This window comes from Bradyrhizobium sp. Leo114 (assembly GCF_055229415.2).
On sequence record NZ_JBUYEN020000015.1, the window covers coordinates 163979 to 179623 of the forward strand.

At 63.6% G+C, this 15645-nt stretch carries 14 protein-coding genes; 8 read left to right on the forward strand and 6 right to left on the reverse strand.

Features of this window, described 5'->3' with window-relative positions; translation table 11 throughout:
- The first annotated feature begins 54 nt into the window (after positions 1-54).
- The 3 genes from carB to ACZIRK_RS20055 all read left to right on the forward strand — a co-directional run bounded on the left by carB (position 55) and on the right by ACZIRK_RS20055 (position 4878).
- Positions 55-3384, forward strand: coding sequence for a carbamoyl-phosphate synthase large subunit (gene carB, locus ACZIRK_RS20045; RefSeq protein WP_130226021.1), 3330 nt, complete (start codon positions 55-57; stop codon positions 3382-3384).
- 231 nt (positions 3385-3615) lie between these two features.
- A complete protein-coding gene (gene greA, locus ACZIRK_RS20050; RefSeq protein WP_130226034.1) occupies positions 3616-4089 on the forward strand; it encodes a transcription elongation factor GreA in 474 nt (157 codons plus the stop codon).
- Positions 4090-4476: 387 nt separating this feature from the next.
- The gene (locus tag ACZIRK_RS20055) at positions 4477-4878 is read left to right on the forward strand and encodes a DoxX family protein (protein ID WP_130226022.1); all 402 of its coding nucleotides are present in this window, start codon (positions 4477-4479) and stop codon (positions 4876-4878) included.
- Positions 4879-5000: 122 nt separating this feature from the next.
- Here ACZIRK_RS20055 and ACZIRK_RS20060 read toward each other — a convergent pair whose 3' ends face one another.
- The gene (locus ACZIRK_RS20060) at positions 5001-5480 is read right to left on the reverse strand and encodes an Lrp/AsnC family transcriptional regulator (protein WP_130226023.1); all 480 of its coding nucleotides are present in this window, start codon (positions 5478-5480) and stop codon (positions 5001-5003) included.
- 267 nt (positions 5481-5747) lie between these two features.
- On the opposite strand from ACZIRK_RS20060, the gene trxB reads away from it, so the two are divergent.
- From trxB to ACZIRK_RS20075, 3 genes are all read left to right on the forward strand, one after another.
- A complete protein-coding gene (gene trxB, locus ACZIRK_RS20065) occupies positions 5748-6713 on the forward strand; it encodes a thioredoxin-disulfide reductase (protein ID WP_028165396.1) in 966 nt (321 codons plus the stop codon).
- A gap of 2 nt (positions 6714-6715) precedes the next feature.
- Positions 6716-7639, forward strand: coding sequence for a LysR family transcriptional regulator (locus ACZIRK_RS20070; RefSeq protein WP_028165397.1), 924 nt, complete (start codon positions 6716-6718; stop codon positions 7637-7639).
- 465 nt (positions 7640-8104) lie between these two features.
- Positions 8105-9022 (forward strand): 4-hydroxy-tetrahydrodipicolinate synthase family protein, encoded by a 918-nt coding sequence (locus tag ACZIRK_RS20075; protein WP_130226024.1) that lies wholly within the window; start codon positions 8105-8107, stop codon positions 9020-9022.
- A gap of 146 nt (positions 9023-9168) precedes the next feature.
- On the opposite strand, the gene ACZIRK_RS20080 is transcribed toward ACZIRK_RS20075, so the two are convergent.
- The gene (locus ACZIRK_RS20080) at positions 9169-11559 is read right to left on the reverse strand and encodes a heavy metal translocating P-type ATPase (RefSeq protein WP_463328011.1); all 2391 of its coding nucleotides are present in this window, start codon (positions 11557-11559) and stop codon (positions 9169-9171) included.
- A gap of 66 nt (positions 11560-11625) precedes the next feature.
- Between ACZIRK_RS20080 and ACZIRK_RS20085 the strand changes: the two genes are divergently transcribed.
- Together ACZIRK_RS20085 and ACZIRK_RS20090 are read left to right on the forward strand one after the other, a co-directional pair.
- A complete protein-coding gene (locus tag ACZIRK_RS20085) occupies positions 11626-11901 on the forward strand; it encodes a metal-sensitive transcriptional regulator (RefSeq protein WP_028165400.1) in 276 nt (91 codons plus the stop codon).
- Positions 11902-12202: 301 nt separating this feature from the next.
- Positions 12203-12337, forward strand: coding sequence for a hypothetical protein (locus ACZIRK_RS20090; RefSeq protein WP_282531981.1), 135 nt, complete (start codon positions 12203-12205; stop codon positions 12335-12337).
- A gap of 211 nt (positions 12338-12548) precedes the next feature.
- On the opposite strand, the gene ACZIRK_RS20095 is transcribed toward ACZIRK_RS20090, so the two are convergent.
- From ACZIRK_RS20095 to ACZIRK_RS20110, 4 genes are all read right to left on the reverse strand, one after another.
- On the reverse strand, positions 12549-13229 hold the full coding sequence (locus ACZIRK_RS20095) for a ParA family protein (protein ID WP_130226026.1): 681 nt from the start codon (positions 13227-13229) through the stop codon (positions 12549-12551).
- 180 nt (positions 13230-13409) lie between these two features.
- On the reverse strand, positions 13410-13703 hold the full coding sequence (locus tag ACZIRK_RS20100) for a hypothetical protein (protein WP_463328027.1): 294 nt from the start codon (positions 13701-13703) through the stop codon (positions 13410-13412).
- Between the two features lie 155 nt (positions 13704-13858).
- Entirely contained in the window at positions 13859-14143 is a 285-nt protein-coding gene (locus ACZIRK_RS20105) for a hypothetical protein (RefSeq protein WP_349642670.1), read from the reverse strand.
- Positions 14144-14493: 350 nt separating this feature from the next.
- Entirely contained in the window at positions 14494-15381 is an 888-nt protein-coding gene (locus tag ACZIRK_RS20110) for a cation diffusion facilitator family transporter (protein ID WP_130226027.1), read from the reverse strand.
- Positions 15382-15645 lie beyond the last annotated feature (264 nt).

The window sequence follows — 15645 nt, forward strand, 5'->3', positions numbered from 1 at the left end:
GCGCGGTAGCGCGCCCTTTTTTTGTGCCCGAAAATTCCTGTTCCGCGAGAGCCGATGCCCAAACGAACCGACATCTCCACCATCCTGATCATCGGCGCCGGTCCCATCGTGATCGGCCAGGCCTGCGAATTCGATTATTCCGGCACCCAGGCGGTGAAGACACTGAAGGAAGAGGGCTACCGTATCGTCCTGGTCAATTCCAATCCGGCGACGATCATGACCGATCCGGAGCTCGCGGACGCCACCTATATCGAGCCGATCACGCCCGAAATCGTCGCCAAGATCATCGAGAAGGAGCGCCACGTCATCCCGGGCGGCTTTGCGCTGCTCCCGACCATGGGTGGCCAGACCGCGCTGAACTGCGCGCTGTCATTGCGCAAACAGGGCACGCTCGAGAAATTCGACGTCGAGATGATCGGCGCCACGGCCGATGCCATCGACAAGGCCGAGGACCGCGGCCGCTTCCGCGAGGCGATGACCAAGATCGGCCTGGAGACGCCGCGCTCGACCCAGACCAAGACCCTGCCCGACGCGCTGCGCGCGCTCGACCATATCGGCCTGCCCGCCATCATCCGCCCGTCCTTCACCATGGGCGGCACCGGCGGCGGCATCGCCTATACCAAGGCGGAATTCATCGAGATCGTCGAGCGCGGCATCGACGCCTCCCCCACCGACGAAGTCCTGATCGAGGAAAGCGTCCTCGGCTGGAAGGAATTCGAGATGGAGGTGGTGCGCGACAAGAAAGACAACTGCATCATCATCTGCTCGATCGAGAACCTCGATCCGATGGGCGTGCACACCGGCGATTCCATCACGGTGGCGCCAGCGCTGACGCTGACCGACAAGGAATACCAGGTCATGCGCGACGCCTCGCTGGCGGTGCTGCGCGAGATCGGGGTGGAGACCGGCGGCTCCAACGTGCAGTTCGGCGTCAACCCCGCCGACGGCCGCATGGTCGTGATCGAGATGAACCCGCGCGTCTCGCGCTCCTCCGCGCTCGCCTCGAAGGCGACGGGCTTCCCGATCGCGAAGGTCGCGGCCAAGCTCGCGGTCGGCTACACGCTCGATGAGATCGCCAACGACATCACCGGCGGTGCGACGCCGGCATCGTTCGAGCCGACGATCGACTATGTCGTGACCAAGATCCCGCGCTTCGCGTTCGAGAAGTTTCCGGGCGCCTCCACCACGCTGACCACCTCGATGAAATCCGTCGGCGAAGTGATGGCGATCGGCCGCACCTTCCAGGAGAGCCTGCAGAAGGCGCTGCGCGGACTGGAGACCGGGCTGACCGGCCTCGACGAGATCGAGATCGAGGGCCTCGGTCAGAGCGACGACAAGAATGCGATCCGCGCCGCACTCGGCACGCCGACGCCGAACCGCTTGCTGCAAGTGGCGCAAGCGATGCGGCTCGGCTGGTCGAACGAGGAGATCTTCAATTCCTGCAAGATCGACCCCTGGTTCCTCACCGAGCTGCGGGGCATCGTCGAGATGGAAGCTAAGGTCCGCGCCCACGGCCTGCCGCCGAACGGCTACGGCATGCGCATGCTGAAGGCGATGGGCTTTTCGGATGCGCGGCTCGCCGTGCTGGCCGACACCACGGAAGGTGAGATCACTGCCAAGCGCCACGCGCTCGGCGTCCGCCCCGTATTCAAGCGCATCGACACCTGCGCCGCCGAATTCGCCTCGCCCACGGCCTATATGTACTCGACCTATGAGGCCCCGTTCGCAGGTCTCGCTGCCGACGAGAGCGCGCCGTCGGACAAGAAAAAGGTCGTCATCCTCGGCGGCGGCCCGAACCGCATCGGCCAGGGCATCGAGTTCGACTATTGCTGCTGCCATGCCTGCTTCGCGCTCGACGATGCCGGTTATGAGACCATCATGGTCAACTGCAATCCGGAGACGGTGTCGACCGACTACGACACCGCCGACCGGCTCTATTTCGAGCCGCTCACCGCTGAGGACGTGCTCGAGATCATCGCGACCGAACGCAAGAACGGCACGCTGCACGGCGTGATCGTGCAGTTCGGCGGCCAGACCCCGCTGAAGCTCGCGCGCGCGCTCGAGGCCGCGGAGGTGCCGATCCTCGGCACCTCGCCGGATGCGATCGATCTCGCCGAGGACCGCGACCGCTTCAAGCGCGTGCTCGACAAGCTCCGCCTGAAGCAGCCGAAGAACGGTATCGCCTATTCGGTCGAGCAGGCGCGCCTGGTGTCCGCCGATCTCGGCATGCCGCTCGTGGTGCGCCCATCCTACGTGCTCGGCGGCCGCGCGATGCAGATCATCCGCGACGAAAACCAGCTCGCCGACTACCTGCTCGGGACGCTGCCCGAGCTGGTGCCGGGCGACGTCAAGGCGCGCTACCCGAACGACAAGACCGGGCAGATCAACACCGTACTCGGCAAGAACCCGCTGCTGTTCGACCGCTATCTCTCCGATGCGACCGAGGTCGATGTCGACTGCCTCTGCGACGGCAAGGACGTCTTCATCGTCGGCATCATGGAGCATATCGAGGAGGCCGGCATCCACTCTGGCGATTCCGCCTGCTCGCTGCCGCCGCATTCGCTCGATGCCAAGACGATCGAGGAGCTCGAGCGGCAGACCCGCGAGCTTGCGCTCGGCCTCGACGTAGTCGGGCTGATGAACGTGCAATATGCGATCAAGAACGGCGATATCTACGTGCTCGAGGTCAATCCGCGCGCCTCGCGCACGGTGCCGTTCGTCGCCAAGGTGATCGGCACGCCGGTCGCGAAGATCGCGGCGCGCATCATGGCCGGCGAGAAGCTCGCCGACTTCAAGCTCAAGAAGAGGAAGCTCGAGCATGTCGGCGTGAAGGAATCGGTGTTTCCGTTCGCGCGCTTCCCCGGCGTCGACACCGTGCTCGGGCCGGAGATGCGCTCGACCGGCGAAGTCATGGGCATCGACCGCTCCTTCGAAGTCGCCTTCGCCAAGAGCCAGCTTGGCGGCGGCACGCGCGTACCGCGCAAAGGCACGGTGTTCGTGTCGGTGCGCGAGACCGACAAGAACCGCATCACCGATGCGGTCAGCCTGCTGCATGGGCTCGGCTTCAAGGTGATGGCGACGTCGGGCACCCAGCGCTTCCTCACCGACAAGGGTGTGCCGGCAGAAAAGGTAAACAAGGTGCTGGAGGGGCGGCCGCACATTGTCGACGCCATCACCAATGGCGACGTCCAGTTGGTGTTCAATACCACCGAGGGTCCGCAGGCACTCGCCGACAGCCGTTCTCTGCGGCGCGCTGCCCTCTTGCATAAAGTGCCGTATTACACCACTCTTTCAGGCGCTGTAGCGGCCGCCCAGGGCATCCGTGCCTACCGGGACGGGGACCTTGAGGTCCGGACGCTGCAGAGTTACTTTTCCGAGAACTGACCGTCAGCCTCGGCCCGAGATTTGTTCCCAGGGCCCGCTAAACGGTTGGTAATGAAGCCGATACGGCTGGAACTCACCGCCCGTTTGGATGTGTCTCGGCCCCTCAGGGGCCGCGAATCACTAAGCGGGCGGGCTGGCGTTTTGAGCCGTGATGGCCGGAGTCTAGCGCAACCGAAGCAACGCCTGCCCGCGCTCCGCTGCGGTTCGCCCCGATTTGAAGGATGAGAGATGATGGAAAAGGTTCCGATGACCGCGACCGGATATGCGGCTCTCACGGACGAATTGAAGCACCGCCAGTCGGTGGATCGTCCGCGAATCATCGAGCATATCGCCGAGGCGCGATCACATGGCGACCTCTCGGAAAACGCGGAATATCATGCCGCCAAGGAAGAGCAGTCCCATAACGAGGGCCGCATTGCGGAGCTCGAGGACAAGCTCGCGCGCGCCGACGTCATCGACATCACCAAGCTCTCGGGCGACACCATCAAATTCGGCGCCACCGTTACGCTGATCGATGAGGATACCGAAAAGAAAGCGGTGTGGCAGATCGTCGGCGAGGTCGAGGCGGACGCCAAGAAAGGCCGCATCTCCATCACCTCGCCGCTTGCGCGCGCGCTGATCGGCAAGACCAAGGGTACGACCGTGGAAGTGATGGCGCCCGGGGGCGCCAAGGCCTACGAGATCACCAAGGTCGAGTGGCGCTAGATCTATTCCATTTCGCGCATTCAAAAGAGGCCGCGTTCTCCCGACGCGGCTTTTTTCTTGCTGTAGCCCGGTGGGAGCCATCGGGTCGCGCGAACGCGCGCCCCGATGGCTCCGCCCGGCTACAGGTTACGGTTTATATTCCGTTAACGGGATTGTGAGTGGAACCGCTGTCGCATTTCCCTCGTCTGCGACACGTACACTTGATTATGCTTCATAACTATCGCGAGGGGACATTCCGGTAACGGCGCCGATTTTTTGGTTCGGCACAAGGAACTGCGCGCGCAGTTCTGCGTATCGAGCTGACCGGCTGTGGGCAGCGGCACTTCAGCGAGACGACCATTCGCCGCGGACGATGCCCGCGGTCATGCACCAGAGGGGGTAGAACATATGGACCAGATTTTCTCGAAATGGCAGCCGCTCGCGCTCAGCCTGTTTCGCTTCATCACCGGGCTTCTGCTGTTTCAGTACGGCATCGCCAAGATCTTCAAATTTCCGGTCATCCCCTATTTCGCCGACATCCCGCCGCTGATCGTGGCCGCCGGCATGCTCGAGCTCGTGCTCGGCGCGCTCTTGATGGTTGGCCTGTTCACTCGGCTGTCCGCGTTCATCCTGTCGGGCGAGATGGCCTTCGCTTACTTCCTCGGGCACATGTTCAAGAACCCGTCCGCGCCGGTGTTTCTCCCGCTGCTCAACAACGGCACCGCAGCGATCCTGTTCTGCTTCGCCTGCCTCTATCTCGCAACCGCCGGCGGCGGCCCCATCAGCATCGACGCCGCAAGGAAGAAGTAGACTTTAGCCTTCGTAGCCCGGGTGGAGCGCCAGCGTAACCTGGGGCACCTGCATCAGCGTCGACGAGTGGCCCCGGGGTTGCGCGTTCCGCTTCACCCGGGCTACCGATCGTTATCGCCACCTCACCTCGCCGCTTTCACATCCAGCGGCACGGCGGCCTCATATTTCGAATTATGCAGCACCAGCGATGTCCTGACATTGCGCACGTGAGGCGCGGCGGTGAGGTGGGTGACGAAGTTCTGGAACGTCGCCATGTCAGGGGCCACGCATTTCAGGATGAAATCCACCTCGCCCGACAGCATCCAGCACTCCCGCACCAAGGGTTCCTTGCGCACGAAATCCTCGAACGCGCGCAGATCCGCGTCCGCCTGGCTCGACAGGTGCACCGCGGCAAACACCGTCACATCGAAGCCGAGCCGCTGCGGGTCGAGCAATCCGCGATAGCCCAGGATATAGCCCGCTTCCTCCAGCGCCCGGACGCGGCGCAGGCAGGGCGGCGGCGAAATGCCGACGCGCTTGGCCAATTCCACATTTGTGATTCGGCCATCGGCCTGGATTTCGGCGAGAATCCGAAGATCAATCTCATCAAGATTCTTAGACACGCGGGTCTGGTTCCCAAGGCTTGGAGGATTTGGTGGTTCTGACGGCAACTCTCATAACCCAGTCGGCTCGAAGGGCGCAATTTTATTGCGCGTGCAGTGCGAGATTTGACGCGGTCCCGGGGAAAAACCGCTGATATGGATTGCAATTCTTGCATAGCTACCCAGATATATTAGAGTTGGATTTGACTCTGGCGGCGCCGCCGCGATGCCTTTCCAGGCGCTTTCCGCACAAGTCCTGACAAAATCGCCCCTGAGAAGGGATTCGCTATGCCTGCTCCAATCCATGCCAAGGTCGTCATCATCGGGTCCGGTCCGGCCGGCTACACCGCGGCGATCTACGCGGCGCGTGCGATGCTGGAGCCGGTGCTGATCCAGGGCATCCAGCCGGGCGGGCAGCTCACCATCACCACCGATGTGGAGAACTATCCGGGCTTCGCCGACGTAATCCAGGGCCCCTGGCTCATGGAACAGATGGAGAAGCAGGCCGCGCATGTCGGCACCAAGCTCGTCACCGATCTCGTCACCAAACTTGACCTGTCGCAGCGGCCGTTCCGCCTGACCTGCGATAGCGGCGACGTCTATCTTGCCGAGACCGTCGTGCTCGCCACCGGCGCGCAGGCGCGCTGGCTCGGGCTGCCGTCGGAAGAGACGTACAAGGGCTTCGGCGTTTCGGCCTGTGCAACCTGCGATGGCTTCTTCTATCGCGGCAAGGAGGTCATCGTGGTCGGCGGCGGCAACACCGCGGTCGAGGAAGCGCTGTTCCTCACCAACTTCGCCTCGCAGGTCACCATCGTGCATCGCCGCGATCATTTCCGCGCCGAGCGCATCCTGCAGGACCGCCTGTTCAAGCATCCGAAGATCAAGGTGGTCTGGGACAGCGCCATTGACGAGATCCTCGGCGCTGAGAACCCGACCAAGGTCACCCATGTACGCTTGAAGAACGTCAAGACCGGCGCACTGACCGAAGTGCCGGCCGACGGCGTCTTCATCGCCATCGGTCATGCGCCTGCGACAGATCTCGTCAAAGGCCAGATCAAACTCAAACCCTCCGGCTATGTCGAGGTGGCGCCCAATTCGACTGCGACCTCCGTGCCCGGGCTGTTTGCCGCCGGCGACGTGGCGGACGAAACCTATCGCCAGGCGGTGACGGCCGCCGGCCTCGGCTGCATGGCAGCGCTTGAGGCTGAACGCTTCCTGGCTTTGCGCGCGAGCGATCGCGCGGCGGCGGAATGATCATGGCTAGAACACGCGATGGATTTACGGACATGGACTGGGACAAGCTGAAGGTGTTTCACGCGGCGGCGGAAGCGGGAAGCTTCACGCATGCCGGCGAGCAGCTTGGCCTCTCGCAGTCGGCGGTCTCCAGACAAGTCAGCGCGCTGGAGCAGGAGCTTTCGGTCTCGCTGTTCCACCGCCACGCCCGCGGCCTGATCCTCACCGAGCAGGGCGACCTGTTGTTCCGCACCGCCCATGACGTCTTCATGCAGTTGCAGGCGGCGCGGGCAAAGCTCACCGACAGCCGGGAGCGGCCGAGCGGCGACCTCAAGATCACGACGCCGCCGGCGCTCGGTATCAACTGGCTGATCCCGCGGCTCGACGAATTCACCCAGCTCTATCCGGACATCCGGATCTCGCTGATCGTCACCGACGAGGATCTCGATCTCTCGATGCGCGAAGCCGATGTCGCGATCCGCACCCGCAAGCCGACGCAGCCCGACCTGATCCAGCGCAAGCTGTTCTCGATCGGCTTCCACGCCTATTGCTCGCCGGAATACATCAAGCGCTTCGGTACGCCGCGCACGCTCGACGATCTCGACTCGCACCGCATCATCATGCTCGGCGACTCCCAGGTCCCGACGCATCTGCAGAACCGCGCCTGGCTGATCGATGCCGGCCGCAACGGCTCGGGTCCGCGCGAACCCTACTTCAAGGTCAATAACATCCTGGGGTTGGTACGCGCCTGTCAGCAGGGCCTCGGCATCGCCGCGCTGCCGGATTACCTGGTCGAGGAAGATAGCCGACTGGTGCAACTGTTCGGCGAGTCCGACTCGATCCAGCTCGACACCTACTTCGTCTATCCGGAAGAGCTGAAGACGGTGGCGCGCGTGCAGGTCTTCCGCGACTTCGTGGTCAGCAAGGCGCAGCGCTGGCCCTCGTGATCGGCCTGTTTTCATAGAGGCCCCGGACTCCGCATGTCTGACATGCGGCTCGGACGGTTGCTGCATGGCACTGATGGGGATCATAGTGCTTGTGCGCTGAGCGGTCGCGCTACGCTTATGTCCCCCTCCTCCAGTGGTGCGGAAGCTCAGTAATCCCTCTTGGAAGGTGATTGTGTCGGCCTCACGTGGCCAATACCTTAAGCCGGGCTCGATCGAGCCCGGCTTCTTTTCGCCTTCTGCCCTCAACCGTGCATTGACAACCTCCGGCTGTCCCAGCAGTATCGCGACATGATCACGAATTCGTGCGCAGCTTTGTCGTCGAAAAAAGCTCCCCATGCGGGGAGCCGAGATCGACGCGCGCGATAGAGTTACATCGACCGAACCGATCCCGAAGACCCCGCCGCCTGGACGGGGTTTTTTATTGGTCCCGTCTCCGGCGTTTCACGCTACTCAAGGAGAAGGACCATGACTGATCTATCCGACCCACTACAGGGCCTGTGGCTGCCCCTGATCACGCCATTTCGCGACGGCAAGCTCGACGAGCCGTCGCTGCGCCGTCTGGTGCGACACTACGCAAGCGGCCCGGTCGACGGATTGATCCTCGGCGCTACGTCAGGCGAAGGCATGTCGCTGGCTATCTGCGAGCTCGAACAGCTTGTGGAGGTGGTACGGTCAGAGATCAACGATGTCGGCCGTTACCTGCCGATCTGTCTCGGCCTCTCCGGCGCCAGCACCGCCAAGATCAAGGACGTGCTGGACGAGACGGCGGCCTGGCCGATCGACTTCTACCTGATCGCGAGCCCCTATTACGTCAGGCCGTCGCAGCGCGGCCTTCTGCAGCATTTCACCGAGCTGGCCGATCACGCCTCCTGGCCGCTCCTGATCTACAACATCCCCTACCGGACCGCGGTCAACATCACCAACGAGACGCTGCTCGCGCTCGCAGAGCATCCGAACATCGTCGGCATGAAGGATTGCTGCGCCGACCGCGCGCAATCGATCGACTTCCTCGCGCAACGTCCGCCCGGCTTCCGCGTGCTGACCGGCGAGGACGCGCAATATTTCGACGCGCTCAGCGACGGCGCCGACGGCGCGATCCTGTTGTCCGCGCATGTCGAAACCGAAGCATTCGCCTCGGTGCGATCGCTGCTGAGGCAGGGCAAGCGCGAGGCCGCATCGGCAGCGTGGCAAGGCATTTCCGACTTGACGCGCCTGTTGTTCGTCGAGCCGAGCCCGGCGCCAGCCAAGCATTGGCTGTGGCGCACGGGTTTGATCGACAGCGCGGAAGTGCGACTGCCGATGGTCGAGGTGAGCATGGAGCTTGCGGCGCAGCTGGATCGCGAGATCGAGCGTCGCGCGCTAACTCTGCTGGCAAGCGCGTAGCCCTCTTCCCCTTCCCCCTGAAAGGGGGAAGGTCGAGATGGGGGTCAAGCCACGGGCGCAGGCCCAAGTGGAGAGAGATGATCCCCACCCGGTTTGCGCTGACGCGCAAACCGACCTCCCCTTTTCAAGGGGAGGTGCAGCGACAATCAATCCAGCTTCGCTCTTGCGAGCCTCAGTGCGTTGCCGATGACGCTGACCGAGGACAGCGCCATCGCGGCGGCGCCGATCATCGGTGATAGCAAAATGCCGAACACCGGATAGAGCACGCCGGCCGCGATCGGCACGCCGGCGGCGTTGTAGACGAATGCGAACATCAGGTTCTGGCGGATGTTGCGCATGGTCGCGACCGACAGGTGCCGCGCCCGCACCAGGCCGCGGAGATCGCCGGTGAGCAGCGTCACGCCGGCGCTCTCGATCGCGACGTCGGTGCCGCCGCCCATGGCGATGCCGACATCGGCGGCCGCCAGCGCCGGCGCGTCGTTGACGCCGTCGCCGACCATCGCGACGACACGGCCCTCGCCGCGCAGCCGCTCCACCACCTCGCTCTTGCGGTCCGGCAGCACGCCGGCCTCGACCTCCTCGATGCCGAGCCGCTTCGCCACCGCGCGCGCGGTGGTCGCATTGTCGCCAGTCAGTATCACGACGCGCAGGCCGTCGCCGCGCAGTGCCGCGAGCGCGTCCCTGGCCGATGGCTTGATCGGATCGGCGATCGCGATCACGCCGGCCGCACGCCCGTCGACCGCAACATAGATCGCGGTCGCGCCGTCCTGCCGCGCGGTCTCCGCCGCCGCATCGAGCGCGCTGGTTGCGATCTTCAATTCGCCCATCAGCATGGCATTGCCGAGCGCGACCTGCCTGCCTTCGATCGCGCCGGTCGCCCCCTTGCCGGACGGTGAGGTGAAGCCGCTAACCTCGGCGAGTGCAAGCTGGCGCTCCTTGGCGGCATTCAGGATCGCCAGCGCCAACGGATGCTCGCTGCCGCGCTCGACGCTGGCGGCAAGGCGCAGCAGTTCGGTCTCGTCGAACTCCTTCGCGGCGATCACGCCGACCACCTTCGGCTTGCCCTCGGTAAGCGTGCCAGTCTTGTCGAGCACCAGCGTGTCGATGCTCTCCATCCGCTCCAGCGCCTCCGCGTTGCGGATCAGGATGCCCGAATGCGCGCCGCGCCCGACGCCGACCATGATCGACATCGGCGTGGCCAGCCCAAGCGCGCAAGGGCAGGCGATGATCAGGACGGTGACGGCCGCGACCAGTCCGAAGGTGAAGCGCGGCTCGGGCCCGAACACCGCCCAGGCGGCGAACGCCAGCACCGCGACCGCGATCACCGCGGGCACGAACCAGCCGGCGACGCGATCGGCGAGCCGCTGGATCGGCGCCCGCGAGCGCTGCGCCTTCGCGACCATGTCGACGATCCGCGCCAGCATGGTGTCGCGGCCGATCTTCTCGGCGCGCATGACGAAGCCGCCGCTCTGGTTGACGGTGCCGCCGATCACGCGGTCACCCTCGTTCTTGGACACCGGCATCGATTCGCCGGTGACCATGGATTCGTCGAGCACCGCGTGACCTTCGATGACGATGCCGTCGACCGGCACCTTTTCGCCGGGACGCACACGCAGGCGATCGCCAACCGCGATCGCCTCGATCGCGACGTCTTCATCGCCATGGTCGGTGATGCGCCGTGCCGTCTTCGGCGCCAGCCCGAGCAGCGCGCGGATCGCGCCCGAAGTCTGCGCCCGCGCCCGCAACTCGAGCACCTGCCCGAGTAGCACCAATACCGTGATCACGGCGGCAGCCTCGAAATAGACCGCGACCTGGCCGTGCATGTCGCGGAACGCCGGCGGGAACAGATGCGGCGCCAGCGTGCCGACCACGCTGTAGACATAAGCGACACCGACGCCCATCGCGATCAGCGTGAACATGTTGAGATTGCGCGTCACCAGCGACTGCCAGCCGCGCACGAAGAACGGCGCGCCGGCCCACAACACCACCGGCGTCGCCAGCGCGAACGAGATCCAGTTCGCCCATCCCATCGGCACCAGTTCGAGGCCGAAGGCATGGCCGCCCATCTCGATCGCGAACACCGGCAGCGTCAGCACCAGCGCGATCCAGAACCGGCGTGTCATGTCGACGAGCTCCGGATCGGGCTTGTCGTCGAGTGTCACCTCTTCCGGTTCGAGCGCCATGCCGCAGATCGGGCAGGAGCCCGGCCCGACCTGCCTCACTTCCGGATGCATCGGGCAGGTGTAGATGGTGCCGGGGGGCAGCGCCGGCTCGCTCTCGCGGGGCTTTAAAAATTTCTCCGGCTCGGCGGCAAACCGTTCGCGGCAGCGCGCGCCGCAGAAGACGTAATCCTCGCCCTTGTAGCTGACGCGATGCTTGGCGGTGGCACGATCGACCTTCATGCCGCAGACGGGATCGGTCGCAAGCGCGCCGCCCTCGTCCGCGGCGCCGTGCTTGCCGCCGCAGCAGCTAGCCACTGGGGCGCCATGATGATGCGCGTGCCCCTCATGCGGGTGACCGTGCCCTGCCTCTGCCATAGCGAACTCTTCCCGGGCCGAGCTCCGGCCCTTGAACCTGATACCCTATGGGGGTATATGAACCCTATGCGTGACGAGATCAAGAGTTCCTGCCTCAAACGGCTGAAACGAATCGAAGGCCAGATCCGCGGCCTCGCCAAGATGGTCGAGGACGACCGCTATTGCATCGACGTAGTGACCCAGATCGCCGCCGCACGCGCCGCGCTGCGGCGGGTTGAGGAGGAAGTGCTGCGCGACCACGTCGCCCATTGTGTCGAGCACGCGATCTCCTCCGGCGACAAGGCCGACCAGCGCCAAAAGATCGCCGAGTTGATGGACGTGATCGGCCGCGCCGATCGGTGATGCTCTCGCTTCCCCTCAGACAGCGTGAATCGCGGCAGACCCCCATCCCAGCCTTCCCCCTTTCAGGGGAAGGAGCGCAGGGAGTCAGCGGCTGCGTGGTCACCTCCCCTTGAAAAGGGGAGGTCGGTTTGCGCGTCAGCGCAAACCGGGTGGGATCAGTTCTCTCCACACGCGCAAGAAGAGGCCGCCGCGCCGTGGTTAATCCGCGGTAGCACCTGTGGTCAAATGCAAGCGAAACTGCGAGCGGAACCTTAAAAGGCTTCAGCTATCCATCGCCCCGCCAAAGAATACGGGGCGCATCGTGCACAAAGAATTTGATCCAGTTTTAGACCATCAAGGATTTACGACCGGCGACATCCTCTGGGCGCTCGGCATCTGGTCGGTGATCCTCACCCTCTCGCCAGTCATCATCTTCTACATGCTGATGGTGGCGTAAACGCCACCACGCACTCAGTCATTCCGGGGCGCGCATCGCGCGAACCCGGAATCCATTCATCCGCAGACCGCGCGGCGAAATGGATTCCGGGCTCGCGCCAAGAGGCGCGCCCCGGAATGACGGAGTGTGTTGGTACGTCACCAACAACCAAGCACCAACAAAAACGCGCGGGGGGCCGCGCGTTTTTGTCAGTCTGGAGGCCTGTCGTTGATCAGGCCGCCTGCTTGTGCATCGCGCCGCTGGCCGATGCCGCGCCGCGGATCGCCTTGATCGAACGTTCGATCGCGGCCCACAGCCGGCCGATCTCGGCGGCCGCGCGCCCCTCGGCATCATATTCACGAGCGCCTTCACCATGGCTCAGCGCCATCAACAGATCGGCGCGGTTGGTGATCTGTCCGCTCCAGACCGGTGCACGGAACTTCGCCAGCGACTCGCGCGCGATCGTGACGATCGGGCTCTCGGCGCCATCGCGCTGAGCCGGCGCGCCGTTGATCACGACCGCATAGGGCTTGCGCGTTGAACGGCAGGTCTGGATCGTTTCCTGCACTGCGTTGACGTCGAACACGCCAGGCCGCGCCGGAATGATCACCATGGTCGCATTCTTGATGGCATCGTCGACGACGGCCGACAGGTTCGGCGGCGTGTCGATGAACACCCACTCGATCCCGTCGCGCCTGGCCGCAGCCACGATGCCGCTCACGGAATTGACGGCGGCCTTGATCGGCGGTTCGTTGGTGCCGCGCAGCTTGTGCCACAGCGTCAGCGAGCCCTGCGGATCCGCGTCGATCAACAGACAAGGCTTGGTCGATTTGTGTACATGGGCCGCCAGATGAGCAGCCAGGGTGCTTTTGCCCGAGCCCCCCTTACGCGAAGCAAAAACAATCACGTTCATTACGTTGGCCTCCAGATTGACCCCAGACCACGAAAATGAATCAGCGTGGTGATTCGCGAAAGCAGAAATTTGCGGACAATGGGGCGTGAGCCGCAAATTGCCGGAAAATGTTGTTGTTTGAGTCACACCTTGCGGTGCACACAACCAGCAATAGAAGCGAATGCGCGTTTTTGCCGCGAATCACGTCACGTTTTTTGCGCGCCGACGCTCGGTCCACTTGCGCTCAACCCACCCGAGAGTCCGCGCGGTGGGCTTTTGTAACACTGGCACATCTTGCGCGAACAAAAGGAGTCCAAGCGGCAGCATCCATAGGCCGAGCACCGGCAGGAAGCTGAAGACGCCGCCGAGCATCAGCAGAACGGCAAGCGGCATCCGCGCGTAGCGCGACGACGGCTTGCGCAGCCACCCGACAAACCTGGCGGGCCGCGGCGGCAGCTTGCCTTCGAACCAGGCAAAGTGCCGGGCCATTTCCATTCTGTCGTGTTCGCTCACCGGATTCTCCTCTGGTGAGAAGATGTTGACGAGCGAAAACGCCGCAAGGCGTCAGTCTGTCGCGCGCAGGACTTGAACCAGCGCTCGTCCGACTCACGCCGGACTCGCGTTGCTTCGCGATTTCGCGATGTCGCACCTTATTCCGCGGACCTTGCGCGACGCCTGCGCTCCCGTCGTTCCTCCGGGTCAGCACTGAAGAACACGCGGCACGGCGGCGAGAGCTGCGCCTTGTTGCGGACCATGCAGGCGGTGATCATGTCGACATCAGGAATGAACGCGCTGCAGAGTCGCATCGCATCGGGCGAGCAAGCCTGCTGCTGCTCGGGCGTGTAAGCGGCGCCGGGTCGTGGCCACGTTGCGACGATCACCGTCGCGGCCAACAGCAAACCGAACCTGTAATAAGTGGAGCCGAGAATCGTCATTGTTCCTCTCGTCATCGATCTGCGGAAATAGTCGATGAAGGCTGTTGGATTGGCAAGCCAAGGTGATGGGAACATCACAGCCGAAGCGCGGCACGGCGTCAGCAGTAAGATGGCCAGAACAAGGAAGGATGATGGCTTGATGGAGTGATACAGGTGCCGGAATTGCGGCGGATGGACTTAGCTGCTGATAACGCTGAAGAAATTCTTTCCAGTAATGTTACATTCGTATCAGGCGCGGGTGTTGCGCAAAAGCTTCATCGCATGGCCAGTTTATGCAGACTCATTCACTCGCTTAGGGATCACCTGATGTCCCGACCTCGATAAGGTCACGCTCAGGCGACAAGCCGGTATCAGACGAGGACGATGCCGGAGTGTTTGGCCTTCTCTTCCGGCTCGACATGGATGGTGATCCGCCTGTCTTCATCCTCCGCCCGCAAGCCCGCTTCGAGACGGTCACATATCCGGTGCGCCTCTGACACCGTCATCTGCCCGGGGACGACGAGGTGGAACTCGATGAACGTGACGCGCCCTGCGTGGCGCGTGCGAACGTCGTGAGCTTCCAGCGCCCCGGCTGCATGGTCGGCAATCGTCCGCCGAATCGCGTTCAACGTTGCCTCAGGCACCGCTTCATCCAGCAGGCCCCCGGCGGACTCCTTGAGGACCCCCCAACCGGACCACAGGATTGTCGCAGCGACGATCAGGGCAAGCGCAGGATCGAGAAACTCCCATTTCATGACGAGCGCGAGCACAAGCCCGATCAGTATGCCGACGGAAGAGATCACATCGGTCAGGAGATGTCGGCCGTCCGCAACCAGCGCCGGCGAGCGCATGCGCCGTCCCCGCACGATCAACACCCAGGCCCAGGTGGCGTTGACGATGCTGGCGAGCCCGTTCACGAGCAGCCCTTCCGGCACGACAGCCAGTTTTCTCGGGTGCAGGAAGCCGTCATACGCCTCGCGCACGATCAGGAGCGCAGCGATGATGATCATCACGCCTACCAACACCGCACTGAAGTATTCGATCTTGTGATGTCCGAACGGATGATTGGCGTCGGCGGGCTTTGCCGACATGCGAACCGCCCACAATGCAACAACGGCGGTGACGACGTTGACGATGCTTTCGAGCGCGTCGGAGTAGAGCGCAATGGACCCGGTCAGCCAATACGCCAGGTATTTCAAACCGAGCACCAAAACGCTGACGAGAATGCTTCCTATCGCAACGTTCAGTGGCTTGTTCATCGCTCGGATCGTGTTGCGTGGTGGGCCACGTGCTGTACCGAGGCGACGGAAGGCTTGCAACTTCAATCGCAGCGCTCAGATGCGAATGAATTTGAGTTGCGCCCGACACACGCGGAGTGCCGTGGCACGATCAGGACAAGCACGATCTGCGCTACAGGAAGCGGGATCGACTTTTCCTGGGACTTGTTCGAGTTCGGTGATTGATGTCGCGGAGCATCGGCGTCACATCAGAAGACCGCTCGCTCCGCGCAGGCTCGTTTAAGG

Excerpts from the sequence above, each read along its gene's own strand:
- ACZIRK_RS20085 (WP_028165400.1), top strand. The coding sequence starts at position 11,626 with ATGCGTGACGAGATCAAGAGTTCCTGCCTCAAACGGCTGAAACGAATC.
- ACZIRK_RS20075 (WP_130226024.1), top strand. The coding sequence starts at position 8,105 with ATGACTGATCTATCCGACCCACTACAGGGCCTGTGGCTGCCCCTGATC.
- ACZIRK_RS20055 (WP_130226022.1), top strand. The coding sequence starts at position 4,477 with ATGGACCAGATTTTCTCGAAATGGCAGCCGCTCGCGCTCAGCCTGTTT.
- trxB (WP_028165396.1), top strand. The coding sequence starts at position 5,748 with ATGCCTGCTCCAATCCATGCCAAGGTCGTCATCATCGGGTCCGGTCCG.
- ACZIRK_RS20100 (WP_463328027.1), bottom strand. The coding sequence starts at position 13,703 with ATGGAAATGGCCCGGCACTTTGCCTGGTTCGAAGGCAAGCTGCCGCCG.
- ACZIRK_RS20110 (WP_130226027.1), bottom strand. The coding sequence starts at position 15,381 with ATGAACAAGCCACTGAACGTTGCGATAGGAAGCATTCTCGTCAGCGTT.
- carB (WP_130226021.1), top strand. The coding sequence starts at position 55 with ATGCCCAAACGAACCGACATCTCCACCATCCTGATCATCGGCGCCGGT.
- ACZIRK_RS20070 (WP_028165397.1), top strand. The coding sequence starts at position 6,716 with ATGGCTAGAACACGCGATGGATTTACGGACATGGACTGGGACAAGCTG.
- ACZIRK_RS20095 (WP_130226026.1), bottom strand. The coding sequence starts at position 13,229 with ATGAACGTGATTGTTTTTGCTTCGCGTAAGGGGGGCTCGGGCAAAAGC.
- greA (WP_130226034.1), top strand. The coding sequence starts at position 3,616 with ATGGAAAAGGTTCCGATGACCGCGACCGGATATGCGGCTCTCACGGAC.
- ACZIRK_RS20105 (WP_349642670.1), bottom strand. The coding sequence starts at position 14,143 with ATGACGATTCTCGGCTCCACTTATTACAGGTTCGGTTTGCTGTTGGCC.
- ACZIRK_RS20080 (WP_463328011.1), bottom strand. The coding sequence starts at position 11,559 with ATGGCAGAGGCAGGGCACGGTCACCCGCATGAGGGGCACGCGCATCAT.